The following is a 15,692-nucleotide window of genomic DNA, read 5'->3' on the forward strand; positions in this document are numbered from 1 at the left end:
TGCTCAGGCCAAAGCGACGGCGCTGGATAAATGAGACTTACACCCGCTGGGTAAAAACACAACCCTGCGTATGTTGCAATAAACCAGCAGACGACCCCCACCACCTGATTGGCCACGGGCAGGGTGGTACAGCAACAAAAGCCCATGACCTCTTCGTGATCCCTCTGTGCAGAGAGTGCCACGACGAGTTACACGCCGATGTACCAGCATTCGAGCAGAAGCATGGTACGCAGCTTGAGCTGCTACTGCGTTTTATGGATCGGGCGCTGGCGATCGGCGTAATTGCGAAAGCTTAAGAAGTATGGAGACCGTATGAATCTGGACAATGTTTTAAAATTTTTTGCGCCTAAAGGAATGTACATATCAGATACCAGCAGAGCGACAACCAGTGAACAACTGACGGTGACTGATGTAATGGCTGCATTGGGGATGACTCAGGCCGATGCGGGGATCGGGCTGGCAATGTTTTTAGGTAAAGCTGGTATCAGCAGCCAGGACAGAGAGGCGTCAATAACCTGGCTAACTGAGTACGCGAAAGAGCATGCGCCCATGGCCATTCGCAAAGCATCAGGGAAAAAGTTTTCCCTCTGCATGCGTATCCTTGCCCGGTTTGCCTATAACGATTATTCCTCATCAGCAGCTGATAGCGTGGCATGCCCAAAATGTAGTGGTAAAGGGTTGATTACAACCACTAAAACTGTGATTAAAAGCCATTACACAATGCGATTGCCACAATGGGCAAAAGACCTGAGACAGTCACCATCTGACTTTGAGGTAAAGCGCGATGTAACTGACACTGATCAAACGTTATGTCCCCGCTGCCATGGCTCCGGAAAGTTAAGTAAGCGATGCCAGTGCGGCGGCACAGGTAAGAGGATTGACCGTAAAGCGACAGAACTGCAGGGCGTACCTGTTTACAAAGAATGTAAGCGCTGCGAAGGGCGGGGGTACAGCCGACCAAAATCATCGGTTGCCTATCGCGGTGTTTTTTCGGAGTTGCCCAGTCTGCCCGACCGAACGTGGCGTTATAGCTGGAAACCATTCTATGAAATGCTGGTGACCAAATGCTTCCAGGAGGAGAGTTATTCGAACTCTCAATTGAACAGAGTAACGAAAAGTGAAGATGTGATAAATATCGCGTAATTTAGCGTCATGATGTTTGCAATGTTGCCGTTTTTGTGTATATTTGACATTAACGATGGGCATTGTATGTTCAGAGTTAAGAAACCCGCCACCGAGCGGGTTTTTTGTTTCCGGCGATATGACAGGTAAATTCGCGAGAAGTATTGCGTTAGTTCCCCTGTCACATCGTCGATCTGCAAACCCCCACCAAAAGAAAACAAGGCCTCGCAACCAAGCGGGGCTTTTTCATATTCAGGGCTCACTGACGGACGGCTCACAACCCAATCTGACAGGCGCTTGCGCAGAGCCCGTTCTGATTCAGGCTCACGGGAATCATCCACGATACATATTGTTGATAAATCCAGCCCGTGAAGCCTGACCTTTTCATCACACACAGCGCCATCCGAAAAGTCGGAGGTGAGAGACCATGAAAATGCACAACGACCCTCACTCCTGGACGGAGTTAATTGAGTTACTTCATAGCTGGTGGCGCGGTGATACGCCAATGGGCGCAGTTCTTTTATCGGTAGCGATGGCTGTACTGCGGATTGCGTATGGCGGCGGCGGCTGGAAAAAGATGGTGTTGGAAGGTTTGATGTGTGGCGCCATGACGCTGACGGCTGTTTCCGCACTCGAGTATTTCAGCCTTCCGCAGTCTCTTTCCATCGCTATCGGTGGCGCGCTGGGTTTCGTTGGCGTTGAACAGGTACGAACTGTGGCAACGCGAGTATTTAACGTCAGGTTCGGAGGAAGCGATGCCAAATGATCCACGGTGGCTTACTGAGGCAAGAAAATATATTGGGCAACTGGAAATAAAAGGTCCGCGTCATAACCCGTTAATTATCCAGTTCTGGAAAGACATTAAGCGTGGAGGGATTAAGGATGATGAAACGCCGTGGTGTGCAGCCTATGTCGGATCCATGCTTGAAAGAGTTGGAATTAAATCAACCCGGTTCGAGTCTGCTAAATCCTACCTGTCCTGGGGCGTCGAACTTCAGGAGCCTGCTTACGGCTGCATTGTTGTATTCACACGAGACGGCGGCGGCCATGTCGGATTTGTGGTCGGACAGCAGCAAAATGGTGACCTGATGGTATTGGGTGGTAATCAGTCCGATGCCATCAATATCAGAGTCTTCTCGCGCACTCGGGTCAGTGGCTATCGCTGGCCGGTCAATGAGCCGAAGGATACGCGCCTGCTCCCGATCATGACTGGATCGCGTTCTGTGAGCGAAGCATGACGGCCTTTACTACAGCCTTTGAGCTGATGAAAGCGCACTGGCGTTGGTGGCTGACTATCGGTGCGCTGGTTATCTTCTCCTGGCTCTGGAACGAAAACACTCGCATTAGTGCCAGCCTGAACACGCTACAGGATGCGAACGACAGCAACCGCGCTGTAATGGATAACGTACTGAAAACCGTTGCCATCACCAATATGATTCTGGGAGCTAACCAGCATGCAAAAAACCAGATCGCACTGGAGTCACAGAGAACCCAGGAAGATATCAAAGTGGCTGTTGCGAATGATGATTGCGCTCATCGGGCTGTGCCTGCTGCAGTTGCTGACCGGTTGCGGCAATACGCGGACAGTGTACGTACCAGTGCCGCAGCAACCAGTTCCGTCCAACCTGACCGCTGAAACCCCGCAGCCATATATTCCAGACCCGCTAACCTACGGGGCCAGTCTGGATCTGAATGTGAGCCTGCTGTCGGCGCTGGGGCAGTGCAACATCGACAAGGCCGGCATCAGGGAAATTGAACAATCACGGGCTTCGCAATAGTGGGGCTTTTTAACAACTGAGGAATGAGCATGACAGTAGTTCTTACAGCTAAGCAGATTGAAGACCTGGCAGCCTTCGCAAAAGAAGATGGCCAGCCCCAATACACCATCACCACTGGGACAATCCCGGAATTCGAAGCGGATGATGGCGAGGTTATCCCTGAATACACAGGGCTGATCGCCTACTCAGAGTCACTTGAGCACGGTGTATTGCAACTCGACGATTAGCGGCATTACAGCAGGCATTCATTGAGTGTCTGCGATAATGCTATACGTTTTTGGGGAGTGAATATGCCACCGCGCACACCAAAGGCTTGCCGTGTTCGCGGCTGTCGCAACACCACAACAGACCCATCTGGCTACTGTGAAAATCACAAAGGTGAAGGCTGGAAGTCCTACAAGCCAGGTCAATCACGGCAGCAGCGAGGATACGGAACAAAGTGGGAAGTTATCCGGGAGCGGATACTTAAGCGCGACAAAGGGTTGTGTCAGAACCATCTACGGCAGGCGATAGTGAAGCAGGCGTCCTGCGTGGACCACATCAAGGCGAAGGCCCACGGCGGTACTGATGAAGACAGCAACCTTGAAAGCCTGTGCTGGTCGTGTCACGCCGCTAAGACCGCGCGTGAGCGGCTCAAGTGAGAATTAATGTCATCATCAGCCAGGGTAGGGGGAGGTCAAATCTCTGCGACCGCGCGCCTTCCGGACTGCCCGCCTCCTCGTATTTTTATACCCGCGAAAAATGAAATTTAACCAGGAGTGTCGCTTATGGCTGGAACGGCGGGGCGTTCCGGGCGTCGCCCCAAGCCAACGGCGCGCAAGGAGCTGGCAGGGAACCCCGGCAAACGAGCTCTGAATAAAGAGGAACCTGTATTCACACCGATTAAAGGTGTGGCACCACCTGACTGGTTTTCTGAGGATGACGGTCTGCCAATGGCGGCCGTCATGTGGGAACTGACCACGAAAGAATTATGTGGACAGGGGCTACTCTGTGTTACCGATCTTGCCGTACTTGAGCGCTGGTGTGTTGCCTACGAGTTCTGGCGCAGGGCGGTTAAAAATATCGCCAGAGATGGGCTTTCTATCACTGGTGCTATGGGAGGGAAGATAAAAAACCCTGAGCTAACCGCAAAGAAAGAGCAGGAATCGGAGATGAGCTCTACCGGCTCCATGCTTGGCCTTGACCCCAGCAGCCGGCAGCGCTTGATCGGCCTTGCCGGACAGAAGAAAACCTCTAACCCATTCCTGAAGATGATCAACTCATGAGCCGGAAATCGTACCCCAACGTAAACGCCGCGAATCAATACGCCCGCAACGTTGTGCGGGGGAAAATCCCGGCGTGCCAGTTTGTCATTCAGGCCTGCCAGCGTCATATCGATGACATGGCGGCTGAAAAGAGTAAGAAATTTCGTTACCGTTTCGATAAAGACATGGCAGAAAAGGCTGCGAAATTTATCCAGTTATTGCCACATACAAAAGGAGAGTGGGCATTCAAGCGGATGCCGATAACCCTGGAGGCATGGCAATTGTTTATTGTGTGCTGCGCCTTTGGCTGGGTCCAGAAAGGCTCGAAGCTTCGTCGCTTTCGCGAGGTTTACACTGAGATACCGCGTAAAAACGGGAAATCAGCTATTTCGGCGGGTGTGGCACTGTACTGTTTTACCTGTGATAACGAGTTTGGCGCTGAAGTATATTCCGGGGCCACAACTGAAAAGCAGGCGTGGGAAGTATTCAGACCCGCTCGCCTGATGTGTAAGCGTACACCGCTGCTGGTGGAAGCGTTCGGGATCGAGGTTAATGCGTCCAACCTGAACCGGCCAGAGGATGGCGCCCGTTTTGAACCGCTGATTGGTAACCCTGGGGACGGCGCTTCACCGCACTGTGCGATTGTTGACGAGTATCACGAACACCCAACAGATTCGCTCTACACCACAATGCTGACTGGTATGGGGGCGCGGCGACAACCGCTGATGTGGGCGATCACCACAGCAGGTTACAACATCGAAGGTCCATGCTACGACAAACGACGTGAAGTGATTGAAATGCTAAACGGCACGGTACCCAACGACGAGTTGTTTGGCGTGATCTATACGGTTGATGAAGGTGACGACTGGACTGATCCAAAGGTGCTTGAGAAAGCCAACCCGAATATGGGTGTCTCAGTCTACCGCGACTTTCTGTTAAGCCAGCAACAGCGTGCTATCAATAATGCTCGCCAGGCTGGCGTGTTCAAAACCAAGCATCTCAATATCTGGGTTGCTGCCCGAGCAGCTTTCTTCAACCTGGTATCCTGGCAGAACTGCGAAGATAAAACCCTGACCTTGGAAATGTTCGAAGGTCAACCATGTGTTCTGGCTTTTGACCTGGCGCGCAAGCTGGATATGAACAGTATGGCGCGGTTGTTCACCAGGGAAATTGACGGCAAGACACATTACTACAGCGTTGCTCCCCGCTTCTGGGTTCCCTACGACACAGTATTCAGTGTTGAAAAGAACGAAGATCGTCGTACTGCGGAGCGATTTCAGAAATGGGTTGAAATGGAACTGCTTACAGTTACTGATGGCGCTGAAGTTGATTACCGCTACATCCTTGAAGAGGCCAAAGCGGCAAACAAACTCAACCCGGTCAGTGAGTCACCGATTGACCCATTCGGCGCGACGGGGCTTTCACATGATCTGGCTGATGAAAGTCTTAATCCGATCACTATCGTTCAGAACTACACCAATATGTCAGACCCAATGAAAGAGCTGGAAGCAGCCATTGAGTCTGGGCGTTTTCATCACGACGGAAACCCGATAATGAGCTGGTGTATCAGCAATGTGGTGGGGAAATATCTGCCGGGGAATGATGATGTTGTGAAGCCTATCAAGGAGCAGAACGAAAATAAAATCGACGGCGCGGTGGCGCTGATAATGGCGATCGGACGGGCAATGCTTAAAGAGCCTGGCGATTTCCTCTCATCTCTTGATCCGGACGATGATCTCTTAATTCTATGAAATCACTTATTGCTGATGTTATCGGTATGGCCGGTTTCGGCCTGCTCACGTCTGGGTTTTACCTGCAGTTTGGTCTGGCCCCGGCTCTCATGTTCTCCGGCGGACTCCTGCTGGTCGGCGCCCTGGCTATAGCCAGAAGGGGGACGCGTGCTGCTTGATGCTATGTTCAGAAGTGAGTCACTGGAAAATCCTTCCACCCCGATTACCGGGGATGCTGTTGATACTGATGGGTTGTTCCGGGCAGATGTTTATGTCAGTCCTGAGACTGCGATGAAACTGGCGGCGGTGTATGCCTGTATCTATGTATTGTCTTCCAACCTTGCCCAGATGCCACTGCATGTTATGCGTAAGCACAATGGTAAGGTTGAACCTGCACGGGATCACCCTGCGTTTTATCTGGTTCATGATGAGCCAAACACCTGGCAGACCAGTTACAAATGGCGCGAGCTGAAGCAACGCCACATCCTCGGCTGGGGGAATGGGTACACCTGGGTGAAACGCAACCGCCGCGGCGAAGTAACTGCACTGGATTGCTGCATGCCATGGGAAACGACCCTGATTAATACCGGTGGTCGTTACACTTATGGGGTTTACAACGAAGAGGGCGCTTTCGCCATCAGCCCTGACGATATGGTTCACATACGCGCGCTGGGTAATAACCAGAAAATGGGGCTTAGTCCAGTGATGCAGCATGCTGAAACAATCGGTATGGGTATGAGCGGTCAGAAGTATACGGAGAGCTTCTTTAGTGGGAATGCAAGGCCTGCTGGCATCGTCACGGTGAAGGGGGAAATTAAAAACGAAGGATGGGAACGGCTCAAAAAGGTTTGGCAAAAAGCCGCGCTGGCGCTACGGAGCCAGGAAAACAAAACCATGCTGCTGCCTGCGGATCTGGATTACAGGGCATTGACTGTATCGCCAATTGACGCGCAGATCATCGACATGTCCAAGCTAAATCGCTCAATGATAGCCGGGATTTTCAACGTACCGGCACACATGATTAACGACCTCGAAAAAGCCACCTTCAGCAACATAACACAACAGGCCATTCAGTTTGTTCGTTACTCAATGATGCCCTGGGTGACGAACTGGGAGCAGGAGCTTAACCGTCGGCTATTTACACGGGCAGAACTGGCAGCAGGTTATTACGTTCGCTTTAATCTTACTGGGTTGTTGCGCGGTACACCGCAGGAGCGCGCGCAGTTCTATCACTTCGCGATCACCGATGGCTGGATGAGCCGCAATGAAGCCCGTGCTTTTGAAGATATGAACCCGGTCGATGGGCTGGACGAAATGCTTGTCAGCGTTAATGCCGCCAACCCTGCAGACGATTTCAAGAAAAACAAAACCAAAACCGAAGAGGATAAAACCGATGAGTGATCGCGAAACTCGCTGTTACAGCGGTGAGGTCCGTGCCGAGCAGCAGGGCGAGCAGCCCACGCGAATTATCGGTTACGGCTCGGTGTTTAACAGTCGCTCAGAACCCCTCTGGGGGTTTCGCGAAATTATCAAACCAGGCGCTTTCGATGACGTGCTTGGCGACGATATCCGGGGGTTATTTAACCATGACCCGAACTTTATTCTGGGGCGTAGTTCGTCAGGAACGTTAAACGTAAACGTCGATGATAAAGGCCTGCGCTATGACATCGCGGCACCGGATACTCAGACCATTCGCGATCTGGTGCTGGCTCCGATGATGCGCGGTGATATCAATCAGTCGTCTTTTGCATTCCGGGTCGCCCACGATGGTGAGAACTGGTATCAGGACGATGAGGGGATAGTCATTCGCGAAATTAACCGTTTTTCTCGCCTCTTTGATGTCAGTCCGGTGACTTATCCGGCTTATCAGGAGGCTGATTCCGGCATCCGATCCATGAAAGCCTGGCAGGAAGCGCGCGACAGCGGCGCGCTGGCGCAAGCTATTAATCAACGAATGGCGCGCGAGCGCCTGCTGACCCTTCTTAACGCGTAAGGAAAAACCATGAAATTGCACGAACTGAAGCAAAAACGTAACACTATCGCCACTGATATGCGTGCTCTGCACGATAAAATCGGCGATGCAACCTGGACAGATGAGCAGCGCACTCAGTGGAACGCTGCAAAATCTGAGCTGGATTCGCTTGATGAGCGTATTTCCCGTGAAGAAGAACTGCGCCGTCACGATCAGAATGTAATTGATGAGCAGGAGCCGGAACAGCGCCAGCGTCAGAAAAACCCGGAGACCCAGGCTGATGAACGCCGTGCCGCTGCTTTTGATCGTCTTCTTCGCCACGGCTTTAGTGAGTTAACTGCCGAAGAGCGTCAGGCCGTTAAAGAGCTGCGTGCTCAGGGAACTACACCTGATGATAAAGGTGGCTATACCGTCCCAACTCAGATGCGTAATACCATCATTGATTCAATGAAAGCCTACGGCGGGATCGTGAGCGTTGCGCAAATTCTTAATACCTCAAACGGTCAGGATATTACCTGGTCAACTTCTGACGGTACTGCTGAAGAAGGCGAACTGCTTGCAGAAAACAGTGCAGCCAGTGAAGGTGATGTGACGTTCGGTACCGCGATCCTGGGTGCTAAGAAGTTGTCATCTAAAATTATCCGCGTATCTAACGAACTGTTGCAGGACAGCGGCGTAGATATCGAATCATACCTTGCGGGGCGCATTGCACAACGTATTGGCCGCGGCGAAGCTAAATATCTGGTTCAGGGCACGGGGGCTGGCACACCGCTGCAGCCAAAAGGGCTGGCGGCTTCAGTAACCGGGACTGTTTCTGCGGCGGCGGCCGCAGCATTCACCTGGCAGGAAATGAATAGCCTGAAACACGCGATTGATCCGGCATATCGCGGTGGTCCAAAATTTCGTTGGGCATTTAATGACGGAACGCTTCAGGTAATCGAAGAAATGGTGGATGATCAGAAGCGCCCACTGTGGCTCCCGGATGTTGTTGGTGGCTCTCCGGCAACCGTTCTGGGCATTCCCTATGTAATTGATCAGGCAATTGATGCCGCTGCAGCGAGTAAGAAATTTATTTTCCTGGGTGATTTCAATCGCTTCATTGTTCGCCGCGTTTCCTACATGACCCTGAAGCGTCTGGTAGAGCGTTATGCGGAGTATGATCAGACCGCATTCCTTGCTTTCCACCGCTTCGATTGCGTGCTGGAAGATACCGCGGCCATCAAAGCGCTGGTGGGTAAAGCACCGTAATCAATATTTCTGCTGTCTCCTGATGCCGCGTTAGCGGTTTTTTTGTGCCCGTCCTCAGGCGGGCATAGGGATATTTATGCTGCTGACTCTGAGCGAAATTAAGATCCAGCTGCGGCTGGAGGACGACTACACCGACGAGGATGAACTGCTGAAGTTGATCGGTAGTGCGGTACAGACCAGGACGGAGAGTTTTCTCAACCGAACCCTCTATGACAAAAATACCGGCGTTCCAGATAACGATCCTGACGGGTTGGTTCTTACTGAGGATATTCGGCTGGGGATGCTGCTTTTAGCTACTCATTTTTATGAGAACCGCTCATCTGTATCTGAAGTGGAAAAAACGGAAATGCCCCAGTCTTTCAACTGGCTCGTCGGCCCTTATCGGTTCATCCCATTATGAAACTGAGACAGGCGCAAACAAGTGCGACATACCTGCTGCCCGATCCTGGTGAGCTTGATAAACGGGTGATACTCAGAAAACGGGTTGATGTCCCTTCTGCTGATTTTGGTACCGAATCTGAATATCCGGTGGTATTTCCGGTCTGGGTTAAGGTAATCCAGACCAGCGCGACGACATACCAGGAAACGGCTCAGACCGATAACGTGATCACGCATTACATCACCATTCGCTGGCGCCGCGGAATTACCAGCGATTTTGAAGTGGCGAAGGGGGATGAGGTGTACCGCGTGAAACGTGTTCGTGATCTAAACAGTAAACGGCGGTTTCTGCTTCTTGAGTGCACCGAACTGGGTTCATTTACAGAAAATACCGGGGGGAATTCCAATGGCGGAACCCTTTTTACACGTTGATTTTCAGCAGCCGAACGAAATGCGATTCAACCGCGCGCGTGTCCGGCGGGCATTTGTCACCATTGGCCAGCGACATATGCGTGATGCACGTCGACTGGTAATGCGCCGCGGACGTTCTGAGCCGGGGGAAAACCCCGGATATCAGACAGGACGCCTGGCAAAATCAATTGGCTATATGGTGCCAAAAGCAAGTGGGCGGCGACCGGGGTTTATGGCACGTATTGCACCGAACCAGAAGAACGGGCAGGGGAACCGGCTCATAACCGGCGATTTTTACCCGGCATTTCTGTTCTACGGTGTGCGAGGTGGTGCAAAACGTCGGCGCAGTCATCACCGTGGCGCTTCTGGTGGTAGCGGCTGGCGGCTGGCACCGCGTAATAATTTTATGGTTGAGACACTCAACAAAAACAGCCCGTGGACGCGTTACTTCCTGGCGCGTGAACTGCGGCTATCACTCAAACCGGAGAGGCGACGCTGATGAAACTGGCCCCGATTATTGCAGCACTTCGGGCGCGTTGCCCGGAGTTCCAGAATCGTGTAGCAGGTGCTGCGCAGTTTAAGGACTTGCCGGAAGTCGGAAAGATGAAACTGCCGGCGGCATATGTTGTTCCCGGCGATGATTCTCCAGGGGAACAGAAGAGCCAGACGGACTACTGGCAGGATTTAACCGAAGGGTTTTCAGTCATTGTGTTTGCCAGCAATGGCCGGGATGAGCGCGGTCAGTTTGCCTCATATGATGTTGTTCACGATGTGCGACAGTCACTGTTCAAGGCGATCCTGGGCTGGAATCCTGAAGAGTGCGGAAACCCTATCACCTATGCAGGTGGTACGTTGCTTGATGTGAACCGGCATGAACTGAGCTACCAGTTCGATTTTACTGTTGAGAATGAACTGACTGAGGATGACACCCGTCAGCAGGATGAACTGAGCAGTCTGGATGATTTTAAAACGCTGGCGATTGATGTTGATTTTATCGATCCGGGACATGGCCCCGACGGGAAGCCCGAGCATCACACAGAGATAACTCTCCCCTCCTGAGGAAAACCATGTTTGTAAAACCCCAAAAAGGGCGGTCAGTACATGACCCTGCCCGAGGCGACCTTTTGCCTGTTGAAGGGCGAAATGTTGAAGAAAGCAGCTACTGGCTGCGTCGGGAAGCCGCTGGCGATATCAGGCGCGTGAACAAAGTTAAACAAAAAAAGGTGGAAACCAATGACCGTTAGTTTCAGCACTATCCCGGCAAATACGCTGGTGCCACTGTTTTATGCTGAGATGGATAATTCGGCGGCGAATACAAGTCAGGAGTCAGCGCCATCATTGCTGCTGGGCCATGCGAATACAGGTGCGTCAATTCAGCCTGATTCACTGGTGCTGATGCCGTCCGCTGATTACGCAAAGCAAATTTGTGGTCCCGGTAGTCAGCTTGCACGCATGGTTGCTGCGTATCGCAAAACCGATCCTTTTGGTGAGCTTTACATCATTGCTGTCCCTGAGCCAGCGGCAGGAGTGGCGGCCACGTATACCCTGACCGTAACTGGCGCAGCAACTGAGAGCGGCACGGTGAATGTTTATGTCGGGCGTACTCGTATTCAGGCAGCAGTTGTAAGCGGTGATGATGTTGAGGCTGTGGCATCGAGCATTAAAGATGCAATCAATGCTGATCCGACATTGCCGGTTATCGCTTCGTCTTCCGCTGGCGTGGTCACTCTGACAGCGCGCCACAAAGGTCTGAGTGGGAATGAAATCCCCGTGGTTCTGAATTATTACGGTTATGGTGGAGGGGAAGTTTTGCCCGCAGGCTTAGCTGTAGCCGTTGCCGCTGGTACTGCCGGAACAGGTGCCCCGGTACTCAACGGTGCTATTGCCGCCATGGCCGATGAGCCGTTTGATTATATTGGTCATCCGTTCAGCGATTTGGCCTCGGTAAACGCGTTTGTCAGCGAAATGAACGATACCAGCGGTCGCTGGAGCTACGCGCGCCAGCTTTATGGCCACGTTTATACTGCAAAACTCGGAACGCTTTCAGATCTGGTTGCCGCAGGCGATCAGCTTAACCAGCAGCACATCACCGTGGCGGGGTACGAAAAAGAAACTCAGACCCCGGCAGATGAACTGGTAGCCAGTCGTACCGCGCGCAACGCGGTATTTATCCGCAATGATCCGGCCCGTCCGACACAAACTGGCGAACTGGTGGACATGCTGCCAGCGCCAAAAGGGAAGCGCTTCACGATGACCGAGCAGCAGTCTCTGCTGTCACATGGGATTGCAACGTCATACGTCGAAAGCGGCACGCTGCGCATTCAGCGCGACGTTACAACGTACAAGAAAAACGCCTATGGTGTTGCAGACAACAGCTATCTCGACAGCGAGACGCTGCATACCAGCGCTTATGTCTTGCGCAGGCTGAAATCGGTTATCACCAGTAAATATGGGCGCCATAAGCTGGCGAACGACGGTACCCGCTTCGGTCCTGGTCAGGCGATTGTTACCCCGGCAGTTATCAAAGGGGAACTGCTGGCGACTTACCGCCAGATGGAGCGCGCCGGGATCGTAGAAAATTACGACCTGTTCAAGCAATACCTGAAGGTTGAACGTGACGCGACAAACCCAAACCGTATCAACACCCTGTTCCCGCCTGACTACGTTAACCAGCTGCGAGTATTTGCGGTCGTTAACCAGTTCCGCCTTCAGTATCAAGAGGAGTCCGCATAATGCCGCGCATTGCAGGTACTTGTTATTTCAAAATTGATGGTCAGCAATTATCCATGACCGGCGGTATTGAGGTACCGATGAATACTAAGGTCAATGATGATGTTATTGGCCTTGATGGCTCGGTGGATCGTAAAGAAACGCACCGCGCACCGTATATCAAAGGCACCTTCAAAGTGCCGAAAGATTTTCCGGTCAGCAAAGTAACGACTTCAGACCAGATGACCATTACAGCAGAACTGGCAAATGGTCAGGTTTATGTCTTGTCGTCTGCCTGGCTACACGGTGAGGCAAACCACAACGCCGAAGAAGGTACGGCTGATCTTGAATTCCACGGTGAAGAAGGGGATTACCAGTAATGAAAGAACTTGAACTAAACCATCCAGTAACTGCGCATGGTGAAACAATCAGTGTCCTGGAATTTAACGAACCGACTGGTAAAGACGTTCGTGAGCTTGGTTATCCGTACCAGATGAACCAGGATGAATCCATCAAACTGCAGGCGCATATTATCGCGAAGTACATTGTTCGGCTGGCAAATGTACCGCTGAGTACGGTTGATCAAATGAAGCCTGGCGATCTAAATAGTGCAGGCTGGTTGGTTGCAGGTTTTTTCCTCCAGGCCTGACTGCTGATTATCTCACTAATTGCTTTTTTGACTGCGCCAGTTACTGGCGCATTAATCCATTTGAATTGCTGAAAATGCCAATCAGTGAGATTCCGCTGCTGGTCAGTCAGGCAAACAGGATAGAGCAGGAGAAGAAAGGCAATGGCTGAATTTGAGCTTAAGGCTCTGATTACTGGCGTAGATAAGCTATCTCCAGCACTTTCACGGATGCAGAAAAACATCCGTGGTTTCAAGCGCCAGGCAGAGGAAGCTTCAAAGGGGGGATTAGCGCTGGCTGGTGGTTTGGCTGCTGGATTGACTGTATCGCTGAAAGCCTATGCGGATCAGGAGAATGCGGCTACAGGGCTGAAGGTCGCGATGATGCAGGCGAACGGAGAAGTCGGCAATAGTTTTGAAAAAATAAACAAACTGGCTGTTGGGCTTGGGAATCAGTTACCTGGCACGACTGCTGATTTTCAGAACATGATGCAGATGCTTGTTCGCCAGGGTATTCCGGCAGAAAACATTCTGGGTGGGGTAGGTAAAGCGACTGCCTACCTTGCTGTACAGCTTAAAAAAACACCTGAAGCAGCGGCAGAATTCGCCGCAAAAATGCAGGACGCAACTGGGACCGCATCAGATGACATGATGGGGCTGTTTGATACCATCCAGAAAGCGTTTTACCTTGGTGTCGACGACACCAACATGTTGTCGTTTTTCACCAAAACCAGCTCAGTTCTGAAGATGGTTAATAAGGACGGATTGAAAGCCGCTCAGGGACTTGCTCCGATCAGCGTCATGATGGACCAGATGGGGATGCAAGGTGAGTCAGCCGGTAACGCCCTTCGCAAAGTTATCCAGTCCGGTTTAGATATCAAGAAAGTCAATAGCGTCAATAAAGTCCTGCAACGTCAAAAGCTCGGCGTGAATCTTGATTTTACCGATGGTAAAGGCAGCTTCGGCGGTATTGATAAAATGTTTATGCAGTTATCGAAACTCAGAAAATTAACTGATGTGAAGCGAACGGGAGTGTTAAAAGCTCTGTTTGGTGATGATGCGGAAACACTCCAAGTAGTTAACGCCCTTATAGATAAGGGAAAAGACGGCTATGACCAAGTTCAACAGAAAATGAACCAGCAGGCCAGCCTTAATAAGCGCGTCGAAGCCCAACTTGGAACCCTAGCTAACCTCTGGGAAGCGATGACCGGTACAGCAACTAATGGCCTCGCGGCCATTGGAAGCGCCTTCTCAGGTGACATAAAAAATCTGACGGTCTGGCTTGGTGATTTAGGTGAAAAATTCACAACTTTTGCAGACCAGAATCCTCGAGTTATTCGTAGCGTGGCTGGTCTTGCTGCTGGTCTTGCTGTGCTTAAGTTGGGAATTATGGGTGTTGGTCAGGCGATTACTCTCGCCAGTAGACTGGCGGCGATGACGCCTCTTGGTATGATCCTTACCGGGATCGCGCTGGCAGCGGGCTTAATTATTTCTAATTGGGATGTTGTTGGACCATACTTCAAATCCTTTTGGGAGACTATCTCACCTTATTTCGAAATGGGATGGGAGTTACTTAAAACAGTGTTCGGATGGACCCCATTAGGACTCGTTATTAACAACTGGGGTCCAGTCGTTCAGTGGTTTCAGGATATGTGGGCAAAATTGAAACCTATAATTGAATGGTTCTCTGATGGCGCGAGCGATACGGTTGCAGCTGCGAATGCAGCTCAATGGGGGGCCGGTGGTTATGGTGCTTATGGTTCCGGAGTGGCAAGCACAGGATATAACCCTTACCAGATAAAACAAGGGGGAAATACTAAACCTCAGGCCGCCGTTACCGTTCAGTTTGAGAACGCACCACAGGGAATGAAAGTTACTGGTACACATGCTTCCGGTATAGATGTAAATCATGATGTGGGCTATACCCGCATTGGGCGTACTGGAATGGGCGGGTAATGTTTGAGTATTTTGGTATATGCTAACTTCCAGATGCCAATGGGAGGAAAGGATGAAAAAGGTACTATTAATTACTGGGATTCTCGGTGGTTTTACTTCAAGTGCCGTGTCAGCGCTAAATAATGAGCAAAGTCATTACATAGCAGAGTTCAATAAGCTTGTTGCTAATAATGGCAAGGACAGTGAAAACAAACCGGTTACTTCTACGTTATTTTTACATTGTGATGAGATCAAGCAGAAGCTAACTATTGATGGTACTTCAGGGAAAGTTATAACTGAAGTTAATGGCGTTAAATATAGTGCCATTATGAGTAACCCATCTTTCCCTGATGGTATGGTTTTACCTGACGATGTGAGCGATGCTGATGGTTGGGACTATTATTTTCAGAGTGCAAGCGGATATTTGACAATACTCACTAAAAATAATGGCAGTGTCAGAATGAGAGTGAAAACTTATAGTAATGGGAAAGAGACTGAAATAGAGAGGCCTTGTAAAGGTATATCTAAAAGTTAGCCAAA

The 15,692-nt window shown here is 51.1% G+C and carries 23 protein-coding genes; all 23 read left to right on the top strand.

The window, feature by feature from the left end; genetic code table 11:
- Positions 1-296: DUF968 domain-containing protein (locus ACHHZ7_RS17505; protein ID WP_395149132.1), on the top strand; the 296-nt coding region annotated here is incomplete at its 5' end.
- Between the two features lie 16 nt (positions 297-312).
- The gene (locus ACHHZ7_RS17510; RefSeq protein WP_395149133.1) at positions 313-1,143 is read left to right on the top strand and encodes an antitermination protein; all 831 of its coding nucleotides are present in this window, start codon (positions 313-315) and stop codon (positions 1,141-1,143) included.
- Positions 1,144-1,549: 406 nt separating this feature from the next.
- A complete protein-coding gene (locus ACHHZ7_RS17515; protein WP_048241161.1) occupies positions 1,550-1,888 on the top strand; it encodes a phage holin, lambda family in 339 nt (112 codons plus the stop codon).
- Positions 1,878-2,360, top strand: coding sequence for a TIGR02594 family protein (locus ACHHZ7_RS17520; protein ID WP_049015450.1), 483 nt, complete (start codon positions 1,878-1,880; stop codon positions 2,358-2,360). The genes ACHHZ7_RS17515 and ACHHZ7_RS17520 overlap by 11 nt, the downstream gene beginning before the upstream one ends.
- 216 nt (positions 2,361-2,576) lie before the next feature.
- Entirely contained in the window at positions 2,577-2,900 is a 324-nt protein-coding gene (locus ACHHZ7_RS17525) for an Rz1 lytic protein (RefSeq protein WP_080971887.1), read from the top strand.
- 29 nt (positions 2,901-2,929) lie between these two features.
- Complete coding sequence (locus ACHHZ7_RS17530; RefSeq protein ID WP_049015451.1) at positions 2,930-3,127, top strand: hypothetical protein; 198 nt, start codon at positions 2,930-2,932, stop codon at positions 3,125-3,127.
- A gap of 63 nt (positions 3,128-3,190) precedes the next feature.
- Positions 3,191-3,541: an HNH endonuclease gene (locus ACHHZ7_RS17535; RefSeq protein WP_016239647.1), complete on the top strand. Its 351-nt coding sequence runs from the start codon at positions 3,191-3,193 to the stop codon at positions 3,539-3,541.
- A 126-nt stretch (positions 3,542-3,667) separates the two neighbouring features.
- Positions 3,668-4,165 carry a phage terminase small subunit P27 family gene (locus tag ACHHZ7_RS17540; protein WP_046669959.1) on the top strand — a complete coding sequence of 166 codons (498 nt, stop codon included), beginning with the start codon at positions 3,668-3,670 and terminating at the stop codon, positions 4,163-4,165.
- The gene (locus tag ACHHZ7_RS17545; protein WP_131445660.1) at positions 4,162-5,895 is read left to right on the top strand and encodes a terminase large subunit; all 1,734 of its coding nucleotides are present in this window, start codon (positions 4,162-4,164) and stop codon (positions 5,893-5,895) included. The genes ACHHZ7_RS17540 and ACHHZ7_RS17545 overlap by 4 nt, the downstream gene beginning before the upstream one ends.
- On the top strand, positions 5,892-6,053 hold the full coding sequence (locus ACHHZ7_RS17550) for a hypothetical protein (protein ID WP_046671243.1): 162 nt from the start codon (positions 5,892-5,894) through the stop codon (positions 6,051-6,053). Before ACHHZ7_RS17545 ends, ACHHZ7_RS17550 begins: the two co-directional genes overlap by 4 nt.
- Positions 6,043-7,275, top strand: coding sequence for a phage portal protein (locus ACHHZ7_RS17555; RefSeq protein WP_131445657.1), 1,233 nt, complete (start codon positions 6,043-6,045; stop codon positions 7,273-7,275). The genes ACHHZ7_RS17550 and ACHHZ7_RS17555 overlap by 11 nt, the downstream gene beginning before the upstream one ends.
- Positions 7,268-7,867, top strand: coding sequence for an HK97 family phage prohead protease (locus ACHHZ7_RS17560; protein ID WP_131445654.1), 600 nt, complete (start codon positions 7,268-7,270; stop codon positions 7,865-7,867). Before ACHHZ7_RS17555 ends, ACHHZ7_RS17560 begins: the two co-directional genes overlap by 8 nt.
- Before the next feature lie 9 nt (positions 7,868-7,876).
- A complete protein-coding gene (locus ACHHZ7_RS17565; protein WP_131445651.1) occupies positions 7,877-9,094 on the top strand; it encodes a phage major capsid protein in 1,218 nt (405 codons plus the stop codon).
- A 76-nt stretch (positions 9,095-9,170) separates the two neighbouring features.
- On the top strand, positions 9,171-9,494 hold the full coding sequence (locus ACHHZ7_RS17570) for a head-tail connector protein (protein ID WP_049015462.1): 324 nt from the start codon (positions 9,171-9,173) through the stop codon (positions 9,492-9,494).
- Positions 9,491-9,904, top strand: a complete 414-nt coding sequence (locus ACHHZ7_RS17575; protein WP_395149134.1) for a phage head closure protein — start codon at positions 9,491-9,493, stop codon at positions 9,902-9,904. The genes ACHHZ7_RS17570 and ACHHZ7_RS17575 overlap by 4 nt, the downstream gene beginning before the upstream one ends.
- Positions 9,879-10,382 (top strand): hypothetical protein, encoded by a 504-nt coding sequence (locus tag ACHHZ7_RS17580; protein ID WP_131445648.1) that lies wholly within the window; start codon positions 9,879-9,881, stop codon positions 10,380-10,382. Before ACHHZ7_RS17575 ends, ACHHZ7_RS17580 begins: the two co-directional genes overlap by 26 nt.
- A complete protein-coding gene (locus tag ACHHZ7_RS17585; protein WP_395149135.1) occupies positions 10,382-10,942 on the top strand; it encodes a hypothetical protein in 561 nt (186 codons plus the stop codon). The genes ACHHZ7_RS17580 and ACHHZ7_RS17585 overlap by 1 nt, the downstream gene beginning before the upstream one ends.
- Before the next feature lie 8 nt (positions 10,943-10,950).
- A complete protein-coding gene (locus tag ACHHZ7_RS17590) occupies positions 10,951-11,127 on the top strand; it encodes a DUF2635 domain-containing protein (RefSeq protein ID WP_000497746.1) in 177 nt (58 codons plus the stop codon).
- Positions 11,117-12,616, top strand: coding sequence for a phage tail sheath subtilisin-like domain-containing protein (locus ACHHZ7_RS17595; RefSeq protein WP_395149136.1), 1,500 nt, complete (start codon positions 11,117-11,119; stop codon positions 12,614-12,616). Before ACHHZ7_RS17590 ends, ACHHZ7_RS17595 begins: the two co-directional genes overlap by 11 nt.
- Positions 12,616-12,972 carry a phage tail tube protein gene (locus ACHHZ7_RS17600; protein WP_049015471.1) on the top strand — a complete coding sequence of 119 codons (357 nt, stop codon included), beginning with the start codon at positions 12,616-12,618 and terminating at the stop codon, positions 12,970-12,972. The genes ACHHZ7_RS17595 and ACHHZ7_RS17600 overlap by 1 nt, the downstream gene beginning before the upstream one ends.
- A complete protein-coding gene (locus tag ACHHZ7_RS17605; protein WP_005120659.1) occupies positions 12,972-13,241 on the top strand; it encodes a phage tail assembly protein in 270 nt (89 codons plus the stop codon). Before ACHHZ7_RS17600 ends, ACHHZ7_RS17605 begins: the two co-directional genes overlap by 1 nt.
- Positions 13,242-13,382: 141 nt before the next feature.
- On the top strand, positions 13,383-15,173 hold the full coding sequence (locus tag ACHHZ7_RS17610; RefSeq protein ID WP_049015474.1) for a phage tail tape measure protein: 1,791 nt from the start codon (positions 13,383-13,385) through the stop codon (positions 15,171-15,173).
- 52 nt (positions 15,174-15,225) lie between these two features.
- Positions 15,226-15,687 (top strand): hypothetical protein, encoded by a 462-nt coding sequence (locus tag ACHHZ7_RS17615; protein WP_049015476.1) that lies wholly within the window; start codon positions 15,226-15,228, stop codon positions 15,685-15,687.
- Positions 15,688-15,692 lie beyond the last annotated feature (5 nt).

It is taken from the genome of Citrobacter freundii complex sp. 2024EL-00216 (assembly GCF_043945515.1).
GTDB lineage: Bacteria > Pseudomonadota > Gammaproteobacteria > Enterobacterales > Enterobacteriaceae > Citrobacter > Citrobacter portucalensis.

What these genes read in the sequence shown, in the direction of transcription:
- ACHHZ7_RS17510 (WP_395149133.1), top strand. Translation starts at nt 313, where the DNA reads ATGAATCTGGACAATGTTTTAAAATTTTTTGCGCCTAAAGGAATGTAC.
- ACHHZ7_RS17515 (WP_048241161.1), top strand. Translation starts at nt 1,550, where the DNA reads ATGAAAATGCACAACGACCCTCACTCCTGGACGGAGTTAATTGAGTTA.
- ACHHZ7_RS17520 (WP_049015450.1), top strand. Translation starts at nt 1,878, where the DNA reads ATGCCAAATGATCCACGGTGGCTTACTGAGGCAAGAAAATATATTGGG.
- ACHHZ7_RS17525 (WP_080971887.1), top strand. Translation starts at nt 2,577, where the DNA reads ATGCAAAAAACCAGATCGCACTGGAGTCACAGAGAACCCAGGAAGATA.
- ACHHZ7_RS17530 (WP_049015451.1), top strand. Translation starts at nt 2,930, where the DNA reads ATGACAGTAGTTCTTACAGCTAAGCAGATTGAAGACCTGGCAGCCTTC.
- ACHHZ7_RS17535 (WP_016239647.1), top strand. Translation starts at nt 3,191, where the DNA reads ATGCCACCGCGCACACCAAAGGCTTGCCGTGTTCGCGGCTGTCGCAAC.
- ACHHZ7_RS17540 (WP_046669959.1), top strand. Translation starts at nt 3,668, where the DNA reads ATGGCTGGAACGGCGGGGCGTTCCGGGCGTCGCCCCAAGCCAACGGCG.
- ACHHZ7_RS17545 (WP_131445660.1), top strand. Translation starts at nt 4,162, where the DNA reads ATGAGCCGGAAATCGTACCCCAACGTAAACGCCGCGAATCAATACGCC.
- ACHHZ7_RS17550 (WP_046671243.1), top strand. Translation starts at nt 5,892, where the DNA reads ATGAAATCACTTATTGCTGATGTTATCGGTATGGCCGGTTTCGGCCTG.
- ACHHZ7_RS17560 (WP_131445654.1), top strand. Translation starts at nt 7,268, where the DNA reads ATGAGTGATCGCGAAACTCGCTGTTACAGCGGTGAGGTCCGTGCCGAG.
- ACHHZ7_RS17565 (WP_131445651.1), top strand. Translation starts at nt 7,877, where the DNA reads ATGAAATTGCACGAACTGAAGCAAAAACGTAACACTATCGCCACTGAT.
- ACHHZ7_RS17570 (WP_049015462.1), top strand. Translation starts at nt 9,171, where the DNA reads ATGCTGCTGACTCTGAGCGAAATTAAGATCCAGCTGCGGCTGGAGGAC.
- ACHHZ7_RS17575 (WP_395149134.1), top strand. Translation starts at nt 9,491, where the DNA reads ATGAAACTGAGACAGGCGCAAACAAGTGCGACATACCTGCTGCCCGAT.
- ACHHZ7_RS17580 (WP_131445648.1), top strand. Translation starts at nt 9,879, where the DNA reads ATGGCGGAACCCTTTTTACACGTTGATTTTCAGCAGCCGAACGAAATG.
- ACHHZ7_RS17585 (WP_395149135.1), top strand. Translation starts at nt 10,382, where the DNA reads ATGAAACTGGCCCCGATTATTGCAGCACTTCGGGCGCGTTGCCCGGAG.
- ACHHZ7_RS17590 (WP_000497746.1), top strand. Translation starts at nt 10,951, where the DNA reads ATGTTTGTAAAACCCCAAAAAGGGCGGTCAGTACATGACCCTGCCCGA.
- ACHHZ7_RS17595 (WP_395149136.1), top strand. Translation starts at nt 11,117, where the DNA reads ATGACCGTTAGTTTCAGCACTATCCCGGCAAATACGCTGGTGCCACTG.
- ACHHZ7_RS17600 (WP_049015471.1), top strand. Translation starts at nt 12,616, where the DNA reads ATGCCGCGCATTGCAGGTACTTGTTATTTCAAAATTGATGGTCAGCAA.
- ACHHZ7_RS17605 (WP_005120659.1), top strand. Translation starts at nt 12,972, where the DNA reads ATGAAAGAACTTGAACTAAACCATCCAGTAACTGCGCATGGTGAAACA.
- ACHHZ7_RS17610 (WP_049015474.1), top strand. Translation starts at nt 13,383, where the DNA reads ATGGCTGAATTTGAGCTTAAGGCTCTGATTACTGGCGTAGATAAGCTA.
- ACHHZ7_RS17615 (WP_049015476.1), top strand. Translation starts at nt 15,226, where the DNA reads ATGAAAAAGGTACTATTAATTACTGGGATTCTCGGTGGTTTTACTTCA.